A 21,048-nucleotide genomic window follows, 5' to 3' on the forward strand; every position below is an offset into this window, starting at 1 on the left:
CGAAACGGCGGTAGCGTGACGGGCCATCATGCGGCACCTCCCTCAGTCTTGCTCAGGGCATGGCCAGCGCGGATCAGACCTTCGGCATGCATAATGGCATCAGCAACGGCAACACGATTGAAACAGCTGCATTCGGCCATAAACTGATTCAGAACTGATAGCAGGTTGAGGCCATCACCAAGCATTTCATCGGGGTCAGAAAACAGCTTGTGACCAGATGCCTCACGCAATTGCTCGAAGATACCGGCAGGGGATTGGGATGGTGCAGGGGAATATTCGATCTTGCTACCTGACATCATTTCAAGTAGCGCTCTTTGAGCCTGCAATGGAAGCAGATCAGCTCTATATTCGAGAGCCTTACCCTTGCCAACCGCTTTTCTCTTTGTTCCAGGAACATGCTTGGCTTTACAGTCAAGGCGCTTACGAATAGCGTTACGAGTATATTGGCTGGTTTTGCTGGTAGGTAATCCAGGCAAGTTTTCGCAATCAGCGATTGTTACCCATATTTCCCGAATAGAATGGAGATCAGATGATGATCCGGCCATGGAGGGCCTCCTTGGATAGTAGGACTATCACCGACAGGAGTTTCCACGCTCTCTGGCGGTGAGCTGAATGGGGGTGGAAATCCGCTCCAAGGAAACGGCCAAGCTTACGCTTGCCCCACCCAGCCCACCATAAAGAGGCTAGATGCACGCATAAAAAAACACGCGTGACGCGTGTTGTGCGTCTTGGATTATACGGGTTTCCACGCCCGCCTCCAGTTTTTTTGCTGGAGCTTTTAAAGGCTATCCTGAGCTGTTTTTCTTGTCAACATAATGATCAAAACACTAGCTTTTGACGCTCTAAAAACAGACAAACGCACGGGTTACATATAAACTATCAACTACCATTCAGTTTCTTTCTGAATTTCAAGAAATCAGAGCCAAGTCATTGAACAATAAAGAAATAAACTGCGATATCATTTTCAGAAACCAAGTTCCTGAAAAGCATCGATTTAATAAATTATTGCTAGACTCATTGGGCTCCCATGAAACGGAAATCCTGACATCCGATTAGTTCCGATTGTCATAATACAAAACCTCTTTTCATATTTCTGTAACGCATTGATTTAACTCAAATAAAAATCAATCGGAAATGAAAAGGACGAATCGGAAGTGACGTCCGATTCTACCCCGTAGCAACGGACATATAAATCCATCAAAAGCTTGCTGTATCTGGCTTAGCGTGAAGCGCCAGCGATACTACGCAGGCCATACACAGCAAAGGATTGAGCGTTCATCCCAACATGAATTTAAAGCACGTTTAAAGGCCAATTTAAAAAACAAAGAGTGATCACTTCGGTAGCGATTTTCGGCCATTTTCATGAGTAGTGATCATTTCAGTGATTGCTAATATACTTGCAGCCAAGTCCGCCGTTTTTCCCGCCTGCTATCGCCACCAAAGCCGCGCCACTCCTCAATTCCAGATCCCGCGTATGCCCTAGAGATCCGACTTATTCCCGGGGTCTGTCCTAATGATCAATCCACTAGAGTCTATACAGCCAGTCCCACCTCGGTGCGGGAGACGACCACCGGATAACCCGAGAGAGTGCCCTGCCAGTAGGTCCAGGCGCCCACGGTCAGCTCCTGCTTGTCCTTGAGGGCGGCCACCAGGGTCTCGACTTCGACGTCCATCGCCCCCTGGATCAGGATGGGGGCGGGGGCCGGCTTGGCCGCCACGACGGCGGAGGAGAAGAGGGCAAACAGGGTGAGCAGGCGCGAGCAGCGTTTGATGAAATTCATGGATTACCTGTAGAACGTGCGAGAAAGCGCCGGATCCTACCGAAAGGCAAACGGTTGCGCAAATGCGGGTGTGGTTTTTGTCAATAGCGGGCCGGCAGGGAGCCGGGTTCAGGGCTGCTTGTGGCCGGCGAAGTAGAGCACCCGCCGCACATATTGCTGGGTCTCCTGATAGGGGGGGATGCCGCCATACTGCTCCACCGATTTTTCGCCGGCGTTGTAGGCCGCCGACATCAGGGTCCAGTTGCCGTCGAAGTGGGTGTGCAGCCACTTGAGATAGGCCACGCCGCCCTTGATGTTCTGCTCCGGATCGAAGGGACGGGTCACCCCGAAGCGCTGCTGGGTCTCGGGAATCAGCTGCATCAGCCCCTGGGCATTCTTGGGAGAGACGGCGCGGCTGTCGAGGTTGGATTCGGCGATGGCGATGGCCAGCACCAGCCGCTCGTCGATGCGGTGGCGCTTGGCGGCGTGGCGCAGCATGTTGGCCAGCTTCTGCTTGGCGGGTGACTGGCGGGCCAGATAGGCCTCCAGATTGAAGGGGGTGGTGGGGATGGCGGCGAAGTAACCGCCGGATCCACCGACGCCGCTGCCGCACTGATCCCCCATCACGGCATTGCCGACCCGGCTGTTGTAGTAACGGGCGGCCTGCTGGTTGCCAAGGCGGATCGCCATGGCCAGGTAGGCGTTGGCCATGCGGGGGTTGCGAACCGAGCCCGGGCCGGTGGCGAGCAGGCGGCCGATGCGAAAATACCCTTCCGGGTTACCCGTGGTGGCGGCGGCGCAGTAGAAGTGGATGGCCTGGGTCAGGTTGCCCTGACTCTGTGCCTGCTGACCTTTCTTCAGTGCGCTGAGCGCCTTGGGTGCCTGTCTGAAATCCCTGCTTTGCGCCGCTGCCTGCCCGGTGCCGGCCAGCAACAGCGATAAAAAAAGCAGCAAAAACAGCCTGTTTTCGCTGGAACTCGACATGGATTCTCTCCTGTTGGGGTACAGAAGATATAGGGGAACATGGCCTGTTCTGCCATTAATCCAGTGGATCCTGTTGTTATGGATCCGGGTATCCAGAGATCAAAACGGTATGGAACCAATGACGGAGGCTGATGCGGCAGGGATTGGCGACGGCTCATGACGGTCGCCGCCAGCAAAGGGGTTGCTAGATAAGCTGCCCCTGGCCAGGCTCGGCACCATCGGCACCATCGGCACCATCGGCACCATCGGCACCATCGGCACCATCGGCACCATCGGCACCATCGGCACCATCGGCACCATCGGCACCATCGGCACCATCGGCACCATCGGCACCATCGGCACCATCGGCACCATCGGCACCATCGGCACCATCAATACCATCAGCACCGTCCATGCCATCGGCACCGGCGCTGCCATCGCGGCCCGGTTCCGGGAGCCACTGGCCATTGTCCGCCGGTGGGCAGTCATCGCCGGCCGGACAGGGCGTGCGGGCCAGCAGCGGGGCGCCGTGCAGGCAGCCAAGCAGCAACAGCAGAGAGCAGAGGGGACGAGTCGGTTTCATGAAGTTGACCAGGCATGAACAAGGAGAGAAGAGAGTGGCCTTGCTGGCCCCTCAGACGTCGAGGTGATAGGGCTGCTCGTCCGGCTCGGCGGCGGGCAGCTGGCGATACATCAGGCGAATTTCGCTCGCCACCCAGAGCGAGAGCAGGCCGAGCAGGCTCAGCAGAGGCGCCAGGGTGTGGCTCTGTTGCAGTCCGTAGGCAGACAAGGCGGCGCCCAGCAACAGCAGAATACGGATCATGAGGTGACTCCTTCTCATCATGGTGAGGGCGCGGATGCGTGCCCGTGCGGCACCAAGTGTGGCCAGTATACCCCAGCCGGTGCCCGGCAAACCGCCATCCGCTTCACATCCCCATCCTAAGGGCGGAGGTAGTTAAGCGCCATCCGATTAACTCATCAATCCGCGGCCGGCCGGTTCATCTGTGCGCTCATGGTGTCGATGAAGTGGCGGATCGCCACTGCGGCCGGCTGGCCGTCGCCGGGCGGGGCGTAAAGCACGCAGAGATCGGCGGGGATCGCCTGCTCGAGGCGGATGAAGCGCACGTGGGGCCACTTCTGGCGGGCGTAGCTGGCCGGCACCAGCGCCACTTGCAGGCTGGTGGCCACCACCGCCATCAGGGTGTTGGGTTCGACCACCTCCTGGTTGAGATGGGGGTAGAAGCCCTCCACCAGACAGGCGTTGATGATGAGGTCGGTAGAGGAGGAGTTGGCGCGGCTCATCAGCACGAACGGCTCCCCCGCCAGCTCGGGCAGGGAGACCAGCTTGCGATCCCGCAGCGGATGCTCGTCCGACACCACCAGCACCATGGACTCGCGATAGATGGTCTCGGCCAGCAGCGGATGGATGTTGACGGTGTCGGCGAAGCGGGCGAGGCCGAGGTCTATCTCCTTGCGCGAAAGCGCCTGTTTCTGCCGCTCGGGGGAGAGCTCGGTGAAGGTGATCTCGAACTCGGGATGGCGCTGGTGGCACTGGCGGATCACCTCGCCAAAGCCGGCCCAGAAGATGGAGCTGACCAGCCCGATGCGGATCTGGTTGCGCTCCATGCGCCCCGCCTGCACCACCCGGTTGAGGCCGCTTTCCAGCACGTCGAACAGCAGGGCGCACTCGGCCTGCAGCAGCCGGCCGGTGGCGGTGAGGCTCACCTGGCGGGTGTGGCGTTCGAACAGCGCCAGCCCCAGCAGGGACTCGAGTTCCTTGATCTGGGCGCTGAGCGGCGACTTGGAGACATTGAGCTGCAGGGCGGCCCGGCTGAAGTGCCCCTGGCTGGCCACCGCATGGAAGTAGCGCAGCATCTTGAGGGTGACGCGATCGCGCCAGTGACTGTCGAGGGCCAAGCGACCTCCTTCGGTGGCTGATTGAGTGCCGGGTGCGATCCCCGTCAAAGTTTGCGCGACCGGTGCGGGCGGCAGCAGGGCCGCTGCGCGGCGGATGGTCGATCCGGCTCACACCTTTGTCGGCCCGTTTTGACCGTGCCGGGGCTGGTTGGCGGCAGAACGGGGCCAATCAGCGCCATTCATGCCAGTTCCTTTGGTTTTCAGCCATTTCCCGGCGGGAAATTGTGCTGAAAATCAGGATAGTCAGGCCGATTTTAGCGATTTTTATCGCCCAATACCTCCCCTAGAGTGAGCGCCATGTCCCATTTACAGCCTCAAGAGGTGCAGCTCATGCAACAAGATCCGGTACTCAACGCCGTCGCCACCATTCTCGCCCGCAAGCCGGGTTTCGCCCCCCGCGCCGCCATGATCCTGGGCTCCGGCCTCGGCGTGCTGGCCGATGCGCTGGAGGAGAAGGTCACCATTCCCTACGAGGAGCTGGACGGCTTCCCGGTCAGTACGGTGGCCGGCCACAGCGGCGAGCTGGTGCTCGGCAAGCTGCACGGGGTGGACGTGGTCTGCATGAAGGGGCGTGGGCACTACTACGAACACGAAACCATGAAGGTGATGACCACCCCGGTGCGCACCTTCAAGCGGCTGGGTTGCGAGCTGCTGCTGGTGACCAATGCGGCCGGCTCGCTGCGCCCGGAGCGGATCGGGGTCGGCTCCCTGGTCATCTTCAACGATCACATCAACACCATGCCGGGCACACCCATGACGGGCGCCAATGACGAGGCCTACGGCCCGCGCTTCTTCAGCCTGGCCAATGCCTATGACAAGGGGTTGCGCAGCGAGGCGCTGGCGCTGGCCGAGCGGGAGGGGATCGCCGTCAATCAGGGGGTGTTTGTCTCCTACAGCGGCCCCTGCTTCGAGACCGCCGCCGAGATCCGCATGATGCAGATCATCGGTGGCGACGTGGTGGGGATGTCGGTGGTGCCAGAAGTGGTCAGCGCCGCCCACTGCGCGCTGCCGGTGCTGGCCATCTGCGCCATCACCAACATGGCGGAGGGGCTTGGCGACGTGCAGCTCTCCCATGAGCAGACCCTCAAGTGCGCCAAGCTGGCGGAAACGGATTTCATCCGCCTCATCAACGCCTTTATCAAGCACCACTTCCAGTAAGCAGGGAGCGACCAGGAGGTCAGTTATGTTTGCAGCAGGATTTCTCGGTATGGCGGCGCTGATCTTCATCGCCGTGCTCGCATCGACCAACCGCAGGGCCATTCGCCTGCGCACCGTGGGGCTGGCGCTGGCCTTGCAGGTCGCCATCGGTGCCCTGGTGCTCTATGTACCGCTGGGGCGCCGGGCGCTGGAGGGGATGGCCCACGGGGTCGACGCCGTGCTGGCAAGCGGCAAAGCGGGCATCCACTTCCTGTTTGGCAACCTGGTCAACTTCTCGGTGGACGGCATCGGCTTCGTGTTTGCCCTCAACGTGCTGCCGCTGGTGGTGTTCTTCTCGGCGCTGATCGCCGTGCTCTACTATCTCGGCATCATGCAGCTGGTGATCCGCTTCATCGGCGGCGCCATGGCGCGCCTACTCGGCACCTCCCAGACCGAATCCATGTCGGCGGTGGCCAACGTCTTCGTCGGTCAGAGCGAGGCGCCGCTGGTGGTCAAACCCTACATGCCCAAGATGAGCGATTCGGAGTTCTTCGCCGTCATGTGCGGCGGCATGGCCTCGGTCTCCGGCACCGTGCTGGCGGGCTACGCCATGATGGGGGTCGACATGCAGTACCTGCTGGCCGCCTCCTTCATGGCGGCGCCGGGCGGGATCCTGTTCGCCAAGCTGATCATTCCCGAAACCAGCCAGCCGGACTATGTGTTCGACAACAGCATCCAGTTTGACGGCAAGAAGCCGGAGAACGTGCTGGCGGCGGCAGGCGAGGGGGCCAGCAGCGGCCTCAAGCTGGCGGCGGCCATCGGCGCCATGCTGATCGCCATGATCGGGCTGGTGACTCTGGTCAACACCCTGCTGGGCGGGGTGGGGGAGATGGTGGGCATGCCGCTCTCCCTCGAGCTCATCCTGGGCTGGATCTTCTCGCCGCTCGCCTTCCTGCTCGGGGTACCGCTGGCGGACATCGGCATCGCTGGCGCCATGATCGGCAAGAAGCTGGTAGTGAACGAGTTCGTGGCCTACAGCGACCTCTCCCCCTACCTGAAAGACGCCAGCACTGTGACTGCCGCCGGCCTGCAGGTGCTGGAGGAGAAGTCCAAGGTGATCATCAGCTTCGCCCTGTGCGGCTTTGCCAACCTGGCCTCCATGGGGATCCTGATCGGTGGTCTCGGCACCCTCTGTCCCTCCCGCACCGACTTCATCGCCCGCTACGGCCTGCGTACCGTGCTGGCTGCCACCTGTTCCAACCTGATGAGCGCCGCCATCGCCGGGATCTTCTTCTCCCTGGCCTGAGCGTCCCATCCCTTGTTCCGGGGCGCTGCGGCGCCCCTTTCTTATCCCGACAGGAGCCTTCCATGATTCCAGCTACTGCTTTTTCACCAGCCTGCGCCGCCACCGAGGCCGCCAGCCGGGCCATCCGCTTGATGGATCTCACCAGCCTCAACGACGATGACCACGACGCGCGCATCATCGCCCTCTGCCACCAGGCGCAGACCCCGGTCGGCAACACCGCTGCGGTCTGCATCTATCCGCGTTTCGTGGGGCTGGCCAGGCTCACCCTGGCAGCCCAGGGCACCCCCGAAATCAAGGTCGCCACCGTGGTCAACTTCCCCCACGGCGACGATGAGTTAGATGTCGTGCTGGCCGAGACCCGCGCAGCCCTTCTCGATGGTGCCGACGAAATCGATCTGGTGATCCCCTGGCGTGCGCTCAAGGCAGGGGACGAGGCGCCCGCCCGGGCGCTGGTGCGCGGCTGCAAGGCATTGTGCGGGCCGCGGCTGCTCAAGGTGATCATCGAATCCGGCGAGCTGCAGGAACCCGCGCTTATCCGTGCCGCCTCCCTGCTTGCCATCGAGGAGGGGGCCGACTTCATCAAGACCTCCACCGGCAAGGTGCCGCTCAATGCCACCCCCGAGGCGTGCCGCACCATGCTGGCAGCCATCGCCGAGTGCGGCGCACAGCACCGGGTGGGCTTCAAGGCGGCAGGGGGAGTAAAAAGCGCGCAGGAGGCGGCGGAGTATCTGGCCATGGCGGCCGCACTCTTTGGCGATGAGTGGCTGGTTGCCGAGCGCTTTCGCTTCGGCGCATCCAGCCTGCTCGGTCAGTTGCTGGCCACCATCGAGGGCAAGAAGCCGGTTGCTGCCGACGGCAGTTATTGAATCATTCCCATCCAGTGCGGCGCCCGGCTGGGCGCCCCTTTGCACAGGTGCATGCCATGTCCCATCCCCGTTTTCATTTCGTGCAGGCCCACGGCAAGGTGCTGCTGTTCACCCTGCTCATCAGCCTTTCTTTCCCCATCGGCAGCGCCCTCACCGCGGTGCTGGACCCGCTGGTGGTCACCTGGGCACGCTACCTGCTGGCGGCGTTCACCTTCGTGATTCTGCTGGCTTGCCAGCGCCGTCTCGCGCTGCCTTCGCTGCGGGATCTGGGGCGTTATACCCTCATCTCGCTGCCGGCTCTCTGCTACTTCGTCGCCATGTTCGTGGCGCTGCAGGAGACCAGCGCCCTCGATGCCAGCGCGCTCTACACCACGGTGCCCCTCATCAGCGCGCTGGCCAGCATGCTTGTGCTGCAGCGCCGCATCGGCTGGTCGATGGCGTTCGCCCTGCTGGGGGGCATGGCGGCGGCCGCTCTCATCATCTTTCGCGGCGAGCTGAGCCAGCTGGCGAGCCTGAGCCTCACCCCCACCCCCACCCCCACCCCCAGCAACCGCATCTATCTGCTCGGCTGCGTGGGGATGGCACTCAACCCCATACTGGTGAAGCGCTACTACCGGGGCGAGTCGTTTGCCCACCTCACCTGCTGGACCCTGATCTGCGCCACCCTGCTGCTCACTCTGGTGGCGGCGCCGCGGCTACTGACAACCGACTGGCAGCAGGTGTCGCTGCCGCTCTGGCTCGGCCTTGCCTATCTGGCGCTGTTTGCCACGGCGCTCAGCTTCTTTTTGTTCCAGCAGGGGAGCGTGGTGCTGCAGCCGGAGCAGGTCTCGGCCTACACCTACCTGATCCCGGTGCTGGTGCTGTTGACCGGCATGCTGAGCGGGGAGGTGGTGATCTGGCGGCAGGTGGGCTGGGGCGTGCTCGGCGTGCTGCTGACCATGGCGGTCATGGTGCTGGTGCCCGCTCGGCAGGCACGCCGTGCCTGAATCGGTTAGCGGGCGGGCTGGTAGTAGTCGAGATACCAGCGCACGAACGCGGCGACCCCTTCCTTGATGGAAGTAGCGGGGCGCAGGCCGGTGAGGGTGTGAAGGGGCTCGCTGTCGGCCCAGGTGGCGTGCATGTCGCCCGCCTGCATCGGCAGCATCCGCTTGATGGCGGGCTTGTCCAGCGCCTGTTCCAGCGCCTCGATGAAGTCGAGCAGCCGCACCGGCTGGCCATGACCGATGTTGAGGATGCGGTAAGGCGCGGCGCTCTCGGCCGGGCTCTGCTCGCCGGCATGCCAGTGAGGGTTGGGGCGGGGCGGCAGCTCGGCGACGGCCAGGATCCCCTCGACGATGTCGTCGATGAAGGTGAAGTCGCGGCTGAGATTGCCCTGGTTGTAGACGTCGATGGGCTCGCCCGCCAGGATGGCGCGGGTGAACTTGGCGATGGCCATGTCGGGCCGGCCCCAGGGGCCGTAGACGGTGAAAAAGCGCAGCCCGGTAGTGGGCAGACCGTAGAGCGCCGAGTAGGCGTGGGCCATCAGCTCGCCGCCCTTCTTGGTGGCGGCATAGAGGGAGACCGGGTGGTCCACCTGCTGATCGGCACTGAACGGCAACTGCTCGCCCATGCCGTAGACCGAGCTGGAGGAAGCGTAGATCAGATGCCGGATGCCGTGCTGGCGGCACCCCTCCAGCACCGTCAGCATGCCGGTGAGGTTGCTCTCGCTGTAGGCAAACGGGTTTTCCAGTGAGTGGCGCACCCCCGCCTGGGCGCCCAGGTGGATCACCCGCTCGAACCGCCCCTCGGCAAACAGGGCGGCCATACCGGCCTGATCCGCCAGCTCGCCCTGCACGAAGCGAAAATGGGGGAAGGGGGTCAGCATCGCCAGGCGGGCCTCCTTGAGGCTCACCTCGTAGTAGTCGTTGAGGTTGTCCAGCCCCACCACCTGATGGCCCGCCTCGCACAGCCGTCTGGCCACGTGAAAACCGATAAAGCCGGCGGCGCCGGTGACCAGATACTTCATGGTTGGGGTCCTGTGCAGATCATGGGGCTCCTGACGGTGATGGGAAAAGGGGCTGCGCGCTTTGTAGCAGAGCCGGCGCGTCTGTGCCATGGCAAACCGCCCGTGTCGGCGCAGCGGGGGCGGCTCAGGCGCGGCATGCTGCATCTTGGTGCAGCGGCTGTCAATGGAGAATGACAGGCACCAAAACGGGGCGTGGGCGACAACTATTGTGATCATGGTCGCAAAAAATAGACTAAACCCCATAACGAAGCCCTGCGGACAGGGCTCGCGCCCGCCAGACGGGCAACAGACACTCTTTCACTTCGCTATTGGATACCGGTTATGGACAACACCCCTGGCTCGGCGCACTCCGTTCGGACTGCGCACCCCCTCTATGAAGACGTCATCGCCCTGCTGACCGCGGCCGGCTTCGTCTCCCTCGGCATCTTTCTGTTTCATCAGGTCGGTCTGCTGACCGGCGGCACCGCCGGGCTGGCGCTGTTGCTGCAGCAGGTGACGGGGCTGAGCTTCGGCCTGCTGTTCTTCGGCATGAACCTGCCCTTCTATGCCCTGGCGTGGATCAGGATGGGGCCGCGCTTCACCCTCAATACTTTCGTCTCGGTGGCGGCGGTCTCCTTCATGACGGATCACCTCAACGCCGTGCTGCAAATCGGCAAGATTGAGCCGGTCTACGCGGCGCTGATCGGCGGCGCCCTGATCGGCATGGGGCTGCTCATCATGTTTTGCCACAAATCGAGCCTGGGCGGCTTCAACATCCTGGCGCTGTTTATCCAGGACCGGTTCGGCATCCGCGCCGGCAAGCTGCAAATGGGGCTGGATTGCACCATCGTCATCGCCTCCTGCTTCGTGGTGCAGCCCTGGATCCTGGCGCTCTCGGTGGTGGCGGCCATCATCTGTAACCTGGTGTTGACACTCAACCACAAGCCGGGCCGCTATCAGATCGCTTGACGAATAAAGAATCATATGAGGCTGTTTGGTAGGCGATTAGCCTGCCACACCTTGCAAACAAACAGAGCGCCTGATGGCGCTCTGTTGCTATCTGCCGCACGGCCATCACCGCATCACACCACCATGGGCAGCCCGCTTTCGGGGTGGAGGATCACCTGGGCCGGGTAGTCGTAGAGCCGGTCGATCAAATCAGGCGTCAGCACCTCGCGCGGGGTGCCGTCTGCCATCACTCTGCCCTGTTCCAGCATCACCAGCCGGTCGGCGTAACGGGCCGCCAGATTGAGATCGTGCAGCACCACCAGCACGGCGGTATGGCGGGCGGCGAGGGCGCGCGCCATGGTGAGCAGCTGGTGCTGGTACTTGAGATCGAGCGCCGAGGTGGGTTCGTCGAGCAGCAGCAGCCGCGCTTGCTGCGGTTCGTCCGGTGCCTGCCAGATCTGGGCCAGCACCCGGGCGAACTGCACCCGCTGGCGCTCCCCGCCGGAGAGGCCGGGATAGAGGCGGCCTGCCAGGTGATCGACCCCGGCATGGGTCATGGCGGCCCGGACTATCTCGTCGCGCCGGCTGGCCGGTTCGCTGTGGGGCAGCCGGCCCATGGCCACCACCTCCTCGCACAGGAAGGGGAAGTTCAGGGACGAGCTCTGCGGCAGCACCCCGACCCGATGGGCCAGCTCGGTGCCGGCCCACTCCTGCCGCTCCCTGCCAAACAGGCGGATCTCCCCCTGATGTTCCAGCTCGCCGGTGAGGCATTTGAGCAGCGAGCTCTTGCCGGCGCCGTTGGGGCCGAGCAGGGCGGTGAGGCTGCCCGCCTGCATGCTGAGGTCGAGCCTGTCCAGGATGGGGCGGCCGCCCCGGCTGAGGCTGAGCTGGCGACAGTGCAGCAGGGTCGATGAAGCAGACAAGAGGAGTCCTCCGGTTAAAGCGTCCGGCGGCTCTTGACCAGCAGCCAGATGAAGAAGGGGGCGCCCAGCAGGGCGGTGATGATGCCGACCGGCATCTCGGCCGGCGCCAGCAGGGTGCGGGCCAGCATGTCGGCGCCCAGCAGCAGGGCGGCCCCGAGCAGGGCGGAGAGCGGCAGCAGCCGGACGTGGTTGGGGCCGGCCAGCAGCCGCACCAGGTGGGGCACCACCAGGCCGACGAAACCGATCATGCCGGCCACTGCCACCGCCACGCCGACCCCGGCGGCGGTGAGCAGGATCAGCCGCCGCTTGAGGGACTGCACCTGGATGCCGAGGTGGCGGGCCTCCCCTTCACCCAGCAGCAGGGCGTTGAGGGGGTTGGCATCGCGCAAGAACAGAATGAGCAGGGCAACCAGGGTTAGCAGCGCCAGCGCCACGTCCACCGGCTTGCCCGCCGCCAGCGACCCCATCTGCCACAGGCTCAGGTTGCGCAGCATCTGATCGTCGGCGAGATAGGTGAGCAGGCCGATCACGGCGCCGGACAGCGCGGTGACGGCCACCCCGGCCAGCAGCATGACGGTGACCGAGGTGCCCCCCTCCCGGGTGCCGAGCAGATAGACCAGGGTGGTGGTCAGGGCTCCGCCGAGAAAGGCGAGCAGGGGCAGCAGGCCGATGCCGAGCAGGCTCTGCCACTGCTGGCTGAGGGGGGCCAGCAGCACGATGGCCAGCGCCGCGCCGAGCGCCGCCCCGCCGGAGACCCCGATGATGCCGGGGTCGGCCAGGGGGTTGCGAAACAGCCCCTGCATCACGGCGCCGCAGAGGCCGAGAATCCCCCCCACCGCGATGCAGAGCAGGGTACGTGGCAGGCGGATCTCCTGCACGATCAGCAGCTTGTGGGCTTCAATCCCGCTCCCTTGGCCGGCGAACAGGGCGCGCAGGCTCTCGCCAAAGGAGAGGGCCATGGGGCCGGTGGCCAAGGATCCGACCAGCAACAGCGCCAGTGCGCCGCCGGTGAGGCACAGCAGCCAGGGCAGTGGCAGACGCATCATGAACCCAGCTTGATCCACTTGGCGATCTGGCTGGCCTGCTGCAGCGAGGTGAGGCTGAGCCCCCCTTGCAGGGCGTGGCCGTCGATGGCGTGGATGGCCCTGTTCTTGCCGGCCGGGGTGGCGGAAAGGGCGGGCACCTGGCTCAGCACGGTTTCAGGATCCTGATACTGCTGCCAGTCGCGGCCGCTCACCAGCACCAGATCGGGCTGCAGCTCGATAAGGGATTCGGTGGAGACTGGCTTGTAGTCTTGCAGCTGGGCCACCGGGTTGACGCCGCCGGCCAGGGTGAGCAGGGCACTGGCGGTGGTGTTGCCGCCGGCGATGCTGGTGGGCTGGCCCTTGTGCAGCAGCAGGAAGACCACCTTGAGCGGCTTGTTCTGCTTGGCCTGGGCGGCCAGCTGCTCGCTCTGGGCCTGGATCTCGGCCTTCAGGCGGGTGCCGGCGGCCGGATCCTTGAGCAGGACGGCCAGGGTATCGATGCGCAGGTTGAGGTTGGCGAGGGTGGGGGCGGTGGGCAGCACGTCCACCTCGACCCCGGCCCGGCGCAGCTGCTCCAGGGCGGGCGGTGGCCCCATCTCGTCGCTGCCGACCAGCCGGGTCGGCGCCAGGCTCAGGATCCCTTCGGCGGCGAGAGCGCGGTGATAGCCGACCCGTGGCAGGTTTTTCGGCTCTGGGCTGCTGATGTCGGTGGCGATGAGGCTCTGCTCACCGCCCAGCGCCAGAATGAGTTCCGTGGTGGCCGGGCCTATGCTGACGATACGTTCCTGCGCCAGGGTGGGCAGGGACAGGGCTGAGCAGCCGAGCAGGCTGAGTGCGAGGGCAAAACGACGGCCCATGCTAACCTCCGAAGGGTGAATGAAGTTGGGTTGCCGCCGAGAATATCAAGCCGTCGAAAAAAATGCACTGAGAATGAAAGCGATTATCAATTGCATTGGTTTGGGGCCTTCATTACAGTATCCGCCATGACAGAACAGGGATGCCGCAGGCACCCCAAGGGAGAACCGATGAGCATTGCACAACGCATTCATGGGCTGCTGGAACAAGATCCCAGCGCTCACCCATCCACCATCGCCGCCGAGCTGGCCGTCAGCGAATGGGAGGTGGTACGCCACCTGCCGGCCGAGCTGGTCACTCTGGTGCCCGCCGAGCAGGCCGAAGCCCTGCTGGCGGATCTGGCTGACTGGGGCCAGGTGACCACCATCGTCGAATCCGACGGCTCCATCTTCGAGGTAAAGGCCCCCTTCCCCCGTGGCAAGAGCGCCCGCGGCTACTACAACCTGATGGGGCGCGACGGCGAGATGCACGGCCACCTCAAGCTCGACAACGTGGTCGGCATCGCCCTGGTCAGCAAGCCGTTCATGGGCAAGGAGGGGCACTCCTTCCAGTTCTTCGGCCACAGCGGTCGCTGCATTTTCAAGGTCTATCTTGGGCGTGACGAGCAGCGTCAGCTGCTGCCGGCCCAGGTGGAACGCTTCATGGCCCTGCGCCACCAGTATCAAGAGGAAGTCAAAGCATGAGTGAACGTCAGGAGCGTCTGCAGAACCGCCTGCAACCGGAGATCCGCGAGTTTCGCGACGGTTGCCGCACCCTGCAGCTGGCGACGGTGGACAGTGAAGGCAACCCCAATGCCAGCTATGCCCCCTTCGTGCTGCAGGAAGATGGCTACTATGTGCTCATCTCCGAGATCGCCCGCCACGCCCGCAACCTGCAACAGGTGCCCAAGGTGTCGCTGATGCTGATCGAGGACGAGAACGGGGCCCGCGAACTGTTTGCCCGCAAGCGCCTTACCTTCGATGCGGTGGCCGAAGTGGTGGCCCGCGACGACGTGCGCTGGGAGCAGGCCATTGCGGCGCTGGAAGGGCGCTTCGGCGAGATAGTCAAGGGTCTTTCCAACCTCAAGGACTTCGTGCTGTTTCGTCTCAAGCCCGAGCAGGGGCTGTTCGTCAAGGGCTTCGGCCAGGCGTTCCGGGTCTCCGGCGACGAGCTGGTGGACTTCGTCCACCTGGTGGAAGGGCACAAGCGCGTCGACAACGGCGCCGAGCTGACCAGCCCGGCCGATGCGCCGGTCTGATCCACGCGATCACCAACATGACAAAACGGGCAGCCCTGGGGCTGCCCGTTTTTTTATGGACGGTTTTCCCTCAATCCTGCCAGGAGGCCTTGTTGGGGAAGGCGTCGCGGTCGGCCCGGGTGGCGGTCTCGTTGCACTCGCCCCGGATCTTCCAGGAGGTCTGGCTGAGCACTATGTAGCCTTCGCGGCAGTATTTGCGCTCGGCCAGCGCCTGGGTGAGCTGGGCATCCTGCAGCGCTTCACGCCGCTCCAGCAGGCTCTTGCTGCGACTCAGGCGGCTGCCGTCATCGTCCTGCAGGCGGGTGGGCAGGGTATCGAGCGGGGCGGCTTCGAAGGTGAAGCGCTTGCTCCCCTCCTCGTTGATGTGGGTCCTGAACAAGGGGGCCGGGCCATCCGGCTGGCGCCCCGGCAGGCCTGAGCAGGCGGTGATTGCCGGTAACAGCAGCGTGAAGGCAACGGCAGAGAGTAGACGCACACAAGACTCCAATCGGGTGATCGCTTCAGAGCGGGCAGATTAACATGCCGGCTCGGGTTGGGTGGCGCCGAGCAGCTCATCCGTCGTGAGCAGGGTCACGCTTCTGCCTTTTGGCAGGCTGAGGTGACGCCACATCCAGTGGTGGTGCTCGATGATCTGCTCCGCGCTCAGGTGGGGCCTGTCCGCCGTGGTATGGGCGTCGGTCACCGCCACCACCTCGAAGCCGCGAGCGGCGGCACTGCGCAAGGTGGTGTCGACGCAAAAGTCGGTGGCACAGCCGCAGATGAGCAGCCTGTCCACCGCCTGTTCCGCCAAGAGGAAACCGAGCTCGGTGTCGAGGAAGCTGTCGCAGGCGGTCTTGCGTACCCGGCTGTCATGCCCCTCTGGGGCGAGATCGGCGTGCAGCTGCCAGCCCGGGCTGGCGGGATCCAGCTCGGTGCCGGGTTCGTCGTGCTGCACATAGATGACACGACCCTGTTCTGCCCGCACGCGTTCGGCCAATCGATTGATATTGGCGATGACCTGGCTGTCCTGATGGCGAGGCTGGGTGAACAGCCCCTGTTGCATGTCGATGACCAGTAACACATCCATATGAAATCCTTGGGCAAATGTTTGTCAGGGTGGCAGCCACTGGGCTCCTCAGACGCAAGGTCAGGGTTGCAGCCACTGGCTGCAGTCACGACTGCGGGATTGATGCAGTGCGCCCATATCTTGCTTCATTTCATCGGCATTTAGCCAGCGTTCCGGCAGGGGGGCGATGCCGACCCGCACGTCGGCAACCCGGCCGGCCGCTACTTGACCGTCATCCGCTTGCGGAGTCGTCAGCTCCGGCACGACCAGCGCCACCTTGAGATCCGGGTTGCGGCTGGCGATACGGCTGGCCAGCCCCAGCCCGCCCTCTACGTGGAAGTTGCCGGCGATGTGCATGATGCGCCGGCCGGGGTGGCTGCGCAGGTAATCCACCATGCTCTCGGCCATGGTGTCGTCCCAGCTGGTCTGGGCGGCAAAGCGGCGGGCGTTGCTGTCGGCATCCCCATGATGGAGCGAGGCCATGAACTTCTGGCGATAGGGATCATCGCCGAGGGTGAGGGTGCGGGCCAGCTGGCTGCGACGGTTGGCGGGCAGCTGATCCAGCCAGGCCGGCCCCTCCTGGCCGACACAGCTCACCAGCGGTTTGGGCGCATTGGCGGCGATGACCGGCAGGTGGTGCGCCTTGGCGAACTCTACCAGCGGGCGATAGTCGCTCTGGTAGTTGGGCCAGGCGTTGCCGTCGCGAATGAGGGCCGCCTCGCCGATGCGACCGGCCAGGTAGGCATCCAGCACCGGCTGATCGGCGCGGCTGAACTGCTCCATGGAGAGCACCAGAGGGCGACCATCTGCGGCCAGGCCCGCCAGCATTCTGGCCTGCAGCAGGTGCACCGCCGGGTGGGTGTGCAGCTCGCCGACCAGCACTATGTCGGCATCCGCCACCCGGGCCAGGGCCTGCTCGAGGGTCAGCGCCTCCCCCTGGGTAGCCTTGAGCTGATAGTGATAGAGGGTGCCGGCATCGTTGACGGGGGCCGTCGTGGCACAGGCGGCCAGCAGCAAGGGCAGGGTGAACAGGGGTAGTAGTCGGGTCATGGATGTCTCGCAGCGATGAGGTGCCTGCACCATACAATGGCAGCATGGCGGGCGGGAAAACAGAGGGGCGTAGTGTAGAACCGAATTACGACAAAAGAAAATGAGAATGATTCCGTTTATTATTGATCTTTGTTGAGAGGTGGGTAAGATGCCAGCTGTTTGATAACAGTTCTCAATAAGGATTTGCAGTGGCCCATAACAACACCCTATCGCTGGTCGCCCTTGCCGTGGCGGCTGGCCTCGCTTCCCCGGTTTTTGCGGCGGACAAGAAAGCAGATGAAGTCATGGTGGTCAGTGGCTCTCGGATGGAGCAGAAACTGGAGGATGTCTCCGGCCCCATCTCGGTCATCACCACCGAACAGATTGAAGAGCAGGTGGTGAGCAACGTCGCCGACCTGTTCCGTTACGAGCCGGGTGTCACCGCCCTCGGCGGTGCCGGCGATGCCCAGACCTTCATCATTCGCGGCATGGGCGAGAACCGGGTCAAGATAGTGCGCGACGGCGTGCGCCAGAACGACGCCTACAAGAACGGCGGCGTGGGTCAGAGCTATTTCGACACCGACATGATCAAGCAGGTCGAGGTGGTCAAGGGGCCGGCCTCGGCGGCCTACGGCTCCGATGCACTGGGCGGCGTCATCGCCATTACCACCAAGGATGCGGCCGATTTCCTCAAGGGGCGCGACAGCTACCTGGATGCCACCACCGGTTATGCCTCCAGCAGTCACCAGAAGATGGCCGGCGTTACCGGGGCCCTGCGCGCCGGCGCGTTCGAGAACCTGCTGCGCTACACCTGGCGTGACGGCGGGGTGACCCAGAACTACGACGGCGACAAGAACGAGTTCGACATCGTCAGCCAGGCCGTGCTGTTCAAGAGCCAGTGGAACCTGAGCGATGCCCAGTTCCTCAAGCTGACCGTCGACTACTTCAACGAGGGGCAGGACCCCGATGCCGTCGACCTCACCAAGGCGGGCTCGGTCTTCAACCAGCCGATCACCGACAAGGAGACCGACAACCTGTCGCTGGTGCTGGATCACGGCATCGCCCTGAACACGCCCTGGGTCGATCGCATCGACAGCAAGCTCTACTACGCCCGCACCAAGCAGACCATGGATCAGTACGCCTCTTCCAAATACCCGGTGCGGCCGACCAACCCCTATGTGACCAAGAACTCGCTGGACAACAACGGTTTCGAGCAGAAGAGCCTGGGCGCCCAGCTGAAGTTCAGCAAGGCGCTGGCGAGCCAGCGGCTGGCCTGGGGTCTGGAGTATGAGCACACCGACAACGAGCGGACCCGCTTCAAGGCGCCGACCGTGCCGGGGGATTTCGTCGGCTACAATGAGCTGAGCTTCCCCTCCACCACCACCGAGCACGGCGCCCTGTGGGCGTTCGACGAGCTGAAATTCGGCGAGCGCTGGGTACTGACGCCGGGTGCCCGCTACGACTACTACCGGATGAACCCGGATCAGGATCCCGCCTACACCGGCGAGAACCTCAAGCGCTTCTCCGAAGGGGAGTTCTCGCCCAAGCTGGGGCTGGTGTTCAAGGCGCACGAGGCGGCCAACCTGTTCGCCCAGTACAGCCACGGCTACAAGACCCCCATGTATGACAATGCCTTCTCCACCCTGAACCACCAGGCATACGGCTATCGCATCGAGCCCAACCCGAACCTCAAGCCCGAGAGCAGCGACGGCATCGATCTGGGGGTGCGCGGCAGCGCCGGCGGCTTCAGCTATGAAGTGGCCACCTTCTACAACAAGTTCGACGACTTCATCGAGTTGGCCGGGGTCGGTACCGAGGGCCGCACCGCGCTGTATCAGTATCAGAACCTGGACAAGGCGACCACCAAGGGAGCCGAGGCCAAGGCGGACTACTGGCTGAACGATCTGGTCAACGTCTGGGGCAACCTCTCCTACATCGAGGGCAAGGATGGTGACGGCAACTACATCAACAGCCTGAGCCCGCTCAAGGGGACCCTGGGTGTTCGACTGGAGCAGCCCAACTGGAACATCAACACCGCCCTGCGCTTTGCCGATGACATGAGCAAGGTGGGCAAGGATGCCAAGGGCAACGACAACATCAAGAGCGCGGGCTGGGGCGTGGTGGACATCTATGCCCAGTTCAAGCCGGTGCAGGATCTGCAGTTCAACGTGGGCGTCTTCAACTTGTTCGACAAGGAGTACGTCAACTACGAGAGCATCACCGGTCAGAGCGCCAGTGCCAGCACCAGCCGCCAGACCGAGCCAGGTCGCAACCTGAGTGCACGGGTCAAGTACGTGTTCTGATGAATGCACACCACGACAAGGGGCCTGCGGGCCCCTTTTTCATGGCGGGGACCGGGCCCCCGATGGCGGACAAAAAGGCGGCCAAAAAGAAACCCGCCGAAGGCGGGTGGAAGGATTGCAACACTAACCAGGAGGAGGTGTTACTCAATAGACACCAGCCTTGCGCCAATAGTTCAATTTTATTGATGTTTTTCATTATTATCTGCGCGGTGTCCCAGTCGGGATCGCAGGATCCCCACCGACAAATCGGTTATCATTTGTGCCCCCGTTTCTCAGTGTCGAGGATCTATGCCCGCCTTCTCCTGGTTAGCCCTGTTTTTTGGCGCTTTCTACTTCGTCTACGGTGCCTATCTGCCGTTCTGGTCGCTCTGGCTGGAGGGGATCGGGGTCAGCGCTGAGATGATCGGCCTGCTGCTCGGCGCGGGCATGGCGATCCGCTTTGCCGGCAATCTGATGGTGATGGGACAGATCAAGGGAGCGGGGCACCTGCTGCCGGTCACCCGCCTGCTCAGCCTGCTCAGCCTGCTGGCCTTCCTCGGCTTTTACCTCAGCCACAACCTCTGGTGGCTGGTGGGGCTGACCCTGGTGGCGAACTTCATCTACCCGACCCTGATGCCGGTGGGGGAGGCGCTGGCCACCCGCATGGTGGTGCAGGCGCACCTCGACTACGGCAAGGTGCGGCTGTGCGGCTCGTTCGCCTTCATCGTCGCCTCGACCCTGGTGGGGGCTCTGGTGGGCAATTTTGGCAGCGACTGGATACTGCACACCATGGTGGCCGGATTGCTGCTGATGCTGCTGCTGAGCTGGCTGCCGCTGCATCCGGCGCCGCAGGACATTCAGGGCGAGCGGGCCAAGGCCTCCCTGCTCGATACCCTCAAGTCCCCCTCGGTGCGCCGCTTCCTGCTGATCTCGGCCCTGCTGCAGGGCAGCCACGCCGCCTATTACGGCTTCAGTGCCATGCACTGGAAGGCGGCGGGCTACAGCGGTACCACCATAGGTTATCTGTGGGCGCTGGGGGTGGTGGCGGAGATCGGCATGTTTGCCGCCGACAAGCGCTTCCTCAACCGCTTCGGCGCCCAGACCCTGTTTCTGGTGGGGGCGCTGGGCTGCGTGGTGCGCTGGATCCTGCTCGGTGCCTCCACCGAGCTGCTGGTGCTGGTGGCGGGGCAGCTGCTGCATGCGGTCACCTTCTGCGTCAGCCACTTGGGCGCCGTGCGCTTCATGACCCGCCAGCTGCCGGCCGAGCAGCTGATCCCGACCCAGGCGCTCTATGCGGCGCTGGGGCTCGGCATGACGGTGGCCGCCCTGATGACCCTGTGCGGCCTGCTGTTCGAACCGCTGGGGGGCGGCATCTTCTTCCTGATGGTGCTGGTGGTGCTGCCGGTGTTCGTGCTGCGCCTGCGGGAGGGTGAGCTGAAGGCCGCCTGAGTGGCCCTATCCGGTTCGCAACCACATCGATCAGCAACGAAAAAGGGGAGCCTCGGCTCCCCTTTTTGCATGGTGATGGCTGGCACGCAGGCCGTGCCGGCAGGATCAGGACTCCTGCTCAAAGGCCAGCAGATCACCGGGCTGGCAGCCCAGTTCGCGGCAGATCGCCTCCAGGGTGGAGAAGCGAACCGCCTTGGCATGGCCGTTTTTCAGGATGGAGAGGTTGGCCTCGGTGATGTTGACCCGCAGGGCCAGCTCGCGGGCAGTCATTTTGCGTTCGGCCAGCAGGGCATCGAGTCGGATGATGATGGGCATGGGTTCC

General features: G+C 63.5%; 22 protein-coding genes and 1 pseudogene. 10 read left to right on the forward strand and 13 right to left on the reverse strand.

The window, feature by feature from the left end:
- Nucleotides 1-26: 26 nt before the first annotated feature.
- The 3 genes and pseudogenes from PG900_RS21300 to PG900_RS21310 form a co-directional block, all read right to left on the reverse strand.
- Nucleotides 27-545 carry a DNA-binding protein gene (locus PG900_RS21300; protein WP_270832221.1) on the reverse strand — a complete coding sequence of 173 codons (519 nt, stop codon included), beginning with the start codon at nt 543-545 and terminating at the stop codon, nt 27-29.
- Between the two features lie 993 nt (nt 546-1,538).
- A pseudogene (locus tag PG900_RS21305) lies at nt 1,539-1,781 on the reverse strand (5'-methylthioadenosine nucleosidase); the annotation flags it as partial.
- Between the two features lie 108 nt (nt 1,782-1,889).
- On the reverse strand, nt 1,890-2,744 hold the full coding sequence (locus PG900_RS21310; RefSeq protein WP_042065208.1) for a lytic transglycosylase domain-containing protein: 855 nt from the start codon (nt 2,742-2,744) through the stop codon (nt 1,890-1,892).
- Between the two features lie 181 nt (nt 2,745-2,925).
- Between PG900_RS21310 and PG900_RS21315 the strand changes: the two genes are divergently transcribed.
- Nucleotides 2,926-3,324 (forward strand): hypothetical protein, encoded by a 399-nt coding sequence (locus PG900_RS21315; protein ID WP_270832223.1) that lies wholly within the window; start codon nt 2,926-2,928, stop codon nt 3,322-3,324.
- 33 nt (nt 3,325-3,357) lie between these two features.
- On the opposite strand, the gene PG900_RS21320 is transcribed toward PG900_RS21315, so the two are convergent.
- Together PG900_RS21320 and PG900_RS21325 are read right to left on the reverse strand one after the other, a co-directional pair.
- Nucleotides 3,358-3,546, reverse strand: coding sequence for a hypothetical protein (locus PG900_RS21320; RefSeq protein WP_011704892.1), 189 nt, complete (start codon nt 3,544-3,546; stop codon nt 3,358-3,360).
- Between the two features lie 155 nt (nt 3,547-3,701).
- Entirely contained in the window at nt 3,702-4,640 is a 939-nt protein-coding gene (locus tag PG900_RS21325) for a LysR family transcriptional regulator (protein ID WP_270828058.1), read from the reverse strand.
- Nucleotides 4,641-4,970: 330 nt separating this feature from the next.
- Between PG900_RS21325 and xapA the strand changes: the two genes are divergently transcribed.
- The 4 genes from xapA to PG900_RS21345 all read left to right on the forward strand — a co-directional run bounded on the left by xapA (nt 4,971) and on the right by PG900_RS21345 (nt 8,935).
- Entirely contained in the window at nt 4,971-5,798 is an 828-nt protein-coding gene (xapA, locus tag PG900_RS21330) for a xanthosine phosphorylase (RefSeq protein WP_065475942.1), read from the forward strand.
- 25 nt (nt 5,799-5,823) lie between these two features.
- Nucleotides 5,824-7,083: a NupC/NupG family nucleoside CNT transporter gene (locus PG900_RS21335; protein WP_270832224.1), complete on the forward strand. Its 1,260-nt coding sequence runs from the start codon at nt 5,824-5,826 to the stop codon at nt 7,081-7,083.
- Between the two features lie 62 nt (nt 7,084-7,145).
- Nucleotides 7,146-7,949 carry a deoxyribose-phosphate aldolase gene (deoC, locus tag PG900_RS21340; RefSeq protein ID WP_270832225.1) on the forward strand — a complete coding sequence of 268 codons (804 nt, stop codon included), beginning with the start codon at nt 7,146-7,148 and terminating at the stop codon, nt 7,947-7,949.
- A gap of 56 nt (nt 7,950-8,005) precedes the next feature.
- Nucleotides 8,006-8,935 carry a DMT family transporter gene (locus PG900_RS21345; RefSeq protein WP_270832226.1) on the forward strand — a complete coding sequence of 310 codons (930 nt, stop codon included), beginning with the start codon at nt 8,006-8,008 and terminating at the stop codon, nt 8,933-8,935.
- 5 nt (nt 8,936-8,940) lie between these two features.
- Here the strand turns inward: PG900_RS21345 and PG900_RS21350 are convergent, their stop codons facing one another.
- Nucleotides 8,941-9,954 (reverse strand): NAD-dependent epimerase, encoded by a 1,014-nt coding sequence (locus tag PG900_RS21350; RefSeq protein WP_270832227.1) that lies wholly within the window; start codon nt 9,952-9,954, stop codon nt 8,941-8,943.
- A 321-nt stretch (nt 9,955-10,275) separates the two neighbouring features.
- Here PG900_RS21350 and PG900_RS21355 point away from each other — a divergent pair, with 321 nt between their 5' ends.
- Complete coding sequence (locus PG900_RS21355; protein WP_270832228.1) at nt 10,276-10,902, forward strand: YitT family protein; 627 nt, start codon at nt 10,276-10,278, stop codon at nt 10,900-10,902.
- Nucleotides 10,903-11,015: 113 nt separating this feature from the next.
- Here PG900_RS21355 and PG900_RS21360 read toward each other — a convergent pair whose 3' ends face one another.
- The 3 genes from PG900_RS21360 to PG900_RS21370 are packed head-to-tail and all read right to left on the reverse strand — an operon-like array spanning nt 11,016 to nt 13,686.
- Complete coding sequence (locus PG900_RS21360) at nt 11,016-11,804, reverse strand: heme ABC transporter ATP-binding protein (protein WP_270832229.1); 789 nt, start codon at nt 11,802-11,804, stop codon at nt 11,016-11,018.
- A 14-nt stretch (nt 11,805-11,818) separates the two neighbouring features.
- Nucleotides 11,819-12,850, reverse strand: coding sequence for a FecCD family ABC transporter permease (locus PG900_RS21365; protein ID WP_270832230.1), 1,032 nt, complete (start codon nt 12,848-12,850; stop codon nt 11,819-11,821).
- Complete coding sequence (locus PG900_RS21370) at nt 12,847-13,686, reverse strand: heme/hemin ABC transporter substrate-binding protein (RefSeq protein WP_270832231.1); 840 nt, start codon at nt 13,684-13,686, stop codon at nt 12,847-12,849. Before PG900_RS21370 ends, PG900_RS21365 begins: the two co-directional genes overlap by 4 nt.
- A 168-nt stretch (nt 13,687-13,854) precedes the next feature.
- Between PG900_RS21370 and hutX the strand changes: the two genes are divergently transcribed.
- Nucleotides 13,855-14,367 carry a heme utilization cystosolic carrier protein HutX gene (gene hutX, locus PG900_RS21375; RefSeq protein ID WP_158197903.1) on the forward strand — a complete coding sequence of 171 codons (513 nt, stop codon included), beginning with the start codon at nt 13,855-13,857 and terminating at the stop codon, nt 14,365-14,367.
- Nucleotides 14,364-14,921: a heme utilization protein HutZ gene (gene hutZ / locus PG900_RS21380; RefSeq protein WP_011704904.1), complete on the forward strand. Its 558-nt coding sequence runs from the start codon at nt 14,364-14,366 to the stop codon at nt 14,919-14,921. Before hutX ends, hutZ begins: the two co-directional genes overlap by 4 nt.
- A 70-nt stretch (nt 14,922-14,991) precedes the next feature.
- On the opposite strand, the gene PG900_RS21385 is transcribed toward hutZ, so the two are convergent.
- From PG900_RS21385 to PG900_RS21395, 3 genes are read right to left on the reverse strand one after another with little or no spacing between them, the layout of a single operon-like run.
- A complete protein-coding gene (locus tag PG900_RS21385) occupies nt 14,992-15,396 on the reverse strand; it encodes a lipoprotein (RefSeq protein ID WP_010634919.1) in 405 nt (134 codons plus the stop codon).
- A gap of 39 nt (nt 15,397-15,435) precedes the next feature.
- The gene (locus PG900_RS21390) at nt 15,436-15,987 is read right to left on the reverse strand and encodes a cysteine hydrolase family protein (RefSeq protein WP_124253101.1); all 552 of its coding nucleotides are present in this window, start codon (nt 15,985-15,987) and stop codon (nt 15,436-15,438) included.
- Between the two features lie 60 nt (nt 15,988-16,047).
- Nucleotides 16,048-17,016, reverse strand: coding sequence for a ChaN family lipoprotein (locus tag PG900_RS21395; RefSeq protein WP_270832232.1), 969 nt, complete (start codon nt 17,014-17,016; stop codon nt 16,048-16,050).
- 188 nt (nt 17,017-17,204) lie between these two features.
- On the opposite strand from PG900_RS21395, the gene PG900_RS21400 reads away from it, so the two are divergent.
- Together PG900_RS21400 and PG900_RS21405 are read left to right on the forward strand one after the other, a co-directional pair.
- On the forward strand, nt 17,205-19,298 hold the full coding sequence (locus PG900_RS21400) for a TonB-dependent hemoglobin/transferrin/lactoferrin family receptor (RefSeq protein ID WP_270832234.1): 2,094 nt from the start codon (nt 17,205-17,207) through the stop codon (nt 19,296-19,298).
- 288 nt (nt 19,299-19,586) lie between these two features.
- Entirely contained in the window at nt 19,587-20,726 is a 1,140-nt protein-coding gene (locus PG900_RS21405; protein WP_253626602.1) for a 3-phenylpropionate MFS transporter, read from the forward strand.
- Between the two features lie 105 nt (nt 20,727-20,831).
- Here PG900_RS21405 and PG900_RS21410 read toward each other — a convergent pair whose 3' ends face one another.
- Nucleotides 20,832-21,041: a helix-turn-helix domain-containing protein gene (locus PG900_RS21410; RefSeq protein WP_011704909.1), complete on the reverse strand. Its 210-nt coding sequence runs from the start codon at nt 21,039-21,041 to the stop codon at nt 20,832-20,834.
- Nucleotides 21,042-21,048: the final 7 nt, after the last annotated feature.

Source organism: Aeromonas sp. QDB03, assembly GCF_027707985.1.
GTDB lineage: Bacteria > Pseudomonadota > Gammaproteobacteria > Enterobacterales > Aeromonadaceae > Aeromonas > Aeromonas hydrophila.

Coding starts and splice junctions, on each gene's coding strand:
- PG900_RS21365 (WP_270832230.1), bottom strand. CDS start 12,850: ATGATGCGTCTGCCACTGCCCTGGCTGCTGTGCCTCACCGGCGGCGCA.
- PG900_RS21390 (WP_124253101.1), bottom strand. CDS start 15,987: ATGGATGTGTTACTGGTCATCGACATGCAACAGGGGCTGTTCACCCAG.
- deoC (WP_270832225.1), top strand. CDS start 7,146: ATGATTCCAGCTACTGCTTTTTCACCAGCCTGCGCCGCCACCGAGGCC.
- hutX (WP_158197903.1), top strand. CDS start 13,855: ATGAGCATTGCACAACGCATTCATGGGCTGCTGGAACAAGATCCCAGC.
- PG900_RS21320 (WP_011704892.1), bottom strand. CDS start 3,546: ATGATCCGTATTCTGCTGTTGCTGGGCGCCGCCTTGTCTGCCTACGGA.
- PG900_RS21335 (WP_270832224.1), top strand. CDS start 5,824: ATGTTTGCAGCAGGATTTCTCGGTATGGCGGCGCTGATCTTCATCGCC.
- PG900_RS21355 (WP_270832228.1), top strand. CDS start 10,276: ATGGACAACACCCCTGGCTCGGCGCACTCCGTTCGGACTGCGCACCCC.
- PG900_RS21370 (WP_270832231.1), bottom strand. CDS start 13,686: ATGGGCCGTCGTTTTGCCCTCGCACTCAGCCTGCTCGGCTGCTCAGCC.
- PG900_RS21405 (WP_253626602.1), top strand. CDS start 19,587: ATGCCCGCCTTCTCCTGGTTAGCCCTGTTTTTTGGCGCTTTCTACTTC.
- PG900_RS21310 (WP_042065208.1), bottom strand. CDS start 2,744: ATGTCGAGTTCCAGCGAAAACAGGCTGTTTTTGCTGCTTTTTTTATCG.
- PG900_RS21410 (WP_011704909.1), bottom strand. CDS start 21,041: ATGCCCATCATCATCCGACTCGATGCCCTGCTGGCCGAACGCAAAATG.
- PG900_RS21345 (WP_270832226.1), top strand. CDS start 8,006: ATGTCCCATCCCCGTTTTCATTTCGTGCAGGCCCACGGCAAGGTGCTG.
- PG900_RS21300 (WP_270832221.1), bottom strand. CDS start 545: ATGGCCGGATCATCATCTGATCTCCATTCTATTCGGGAAATATGGGTA.
- hutZ (WP_011704904.1), top strand. CDS start 14,364: ATGAGTGAACGTCAGGAGCGTCTGCAGAACCGCCTGCAACCGGAGATC.
- xapA (WP_065475942.1), top strand. CDS start 4,971: ATGCAACAAGATCCGGTACTCAACGCCGTCGCCACCATTCTCGCCCGC.
- PG900_RS21395 (WP_270832232.1), bottom strand. CDS start 17,016: ATGACCCGACTACTACCCCTGTTCACCCTGCCCTTGCTGCTGGCCGCC.
- PG900_RS21350 (WP_270832227.1), bottom strand. CDS start 9,954: ATGAAGTATCTGGTCACCGGCGCCGCCGGCTTTATCGGTTTTCACGTG.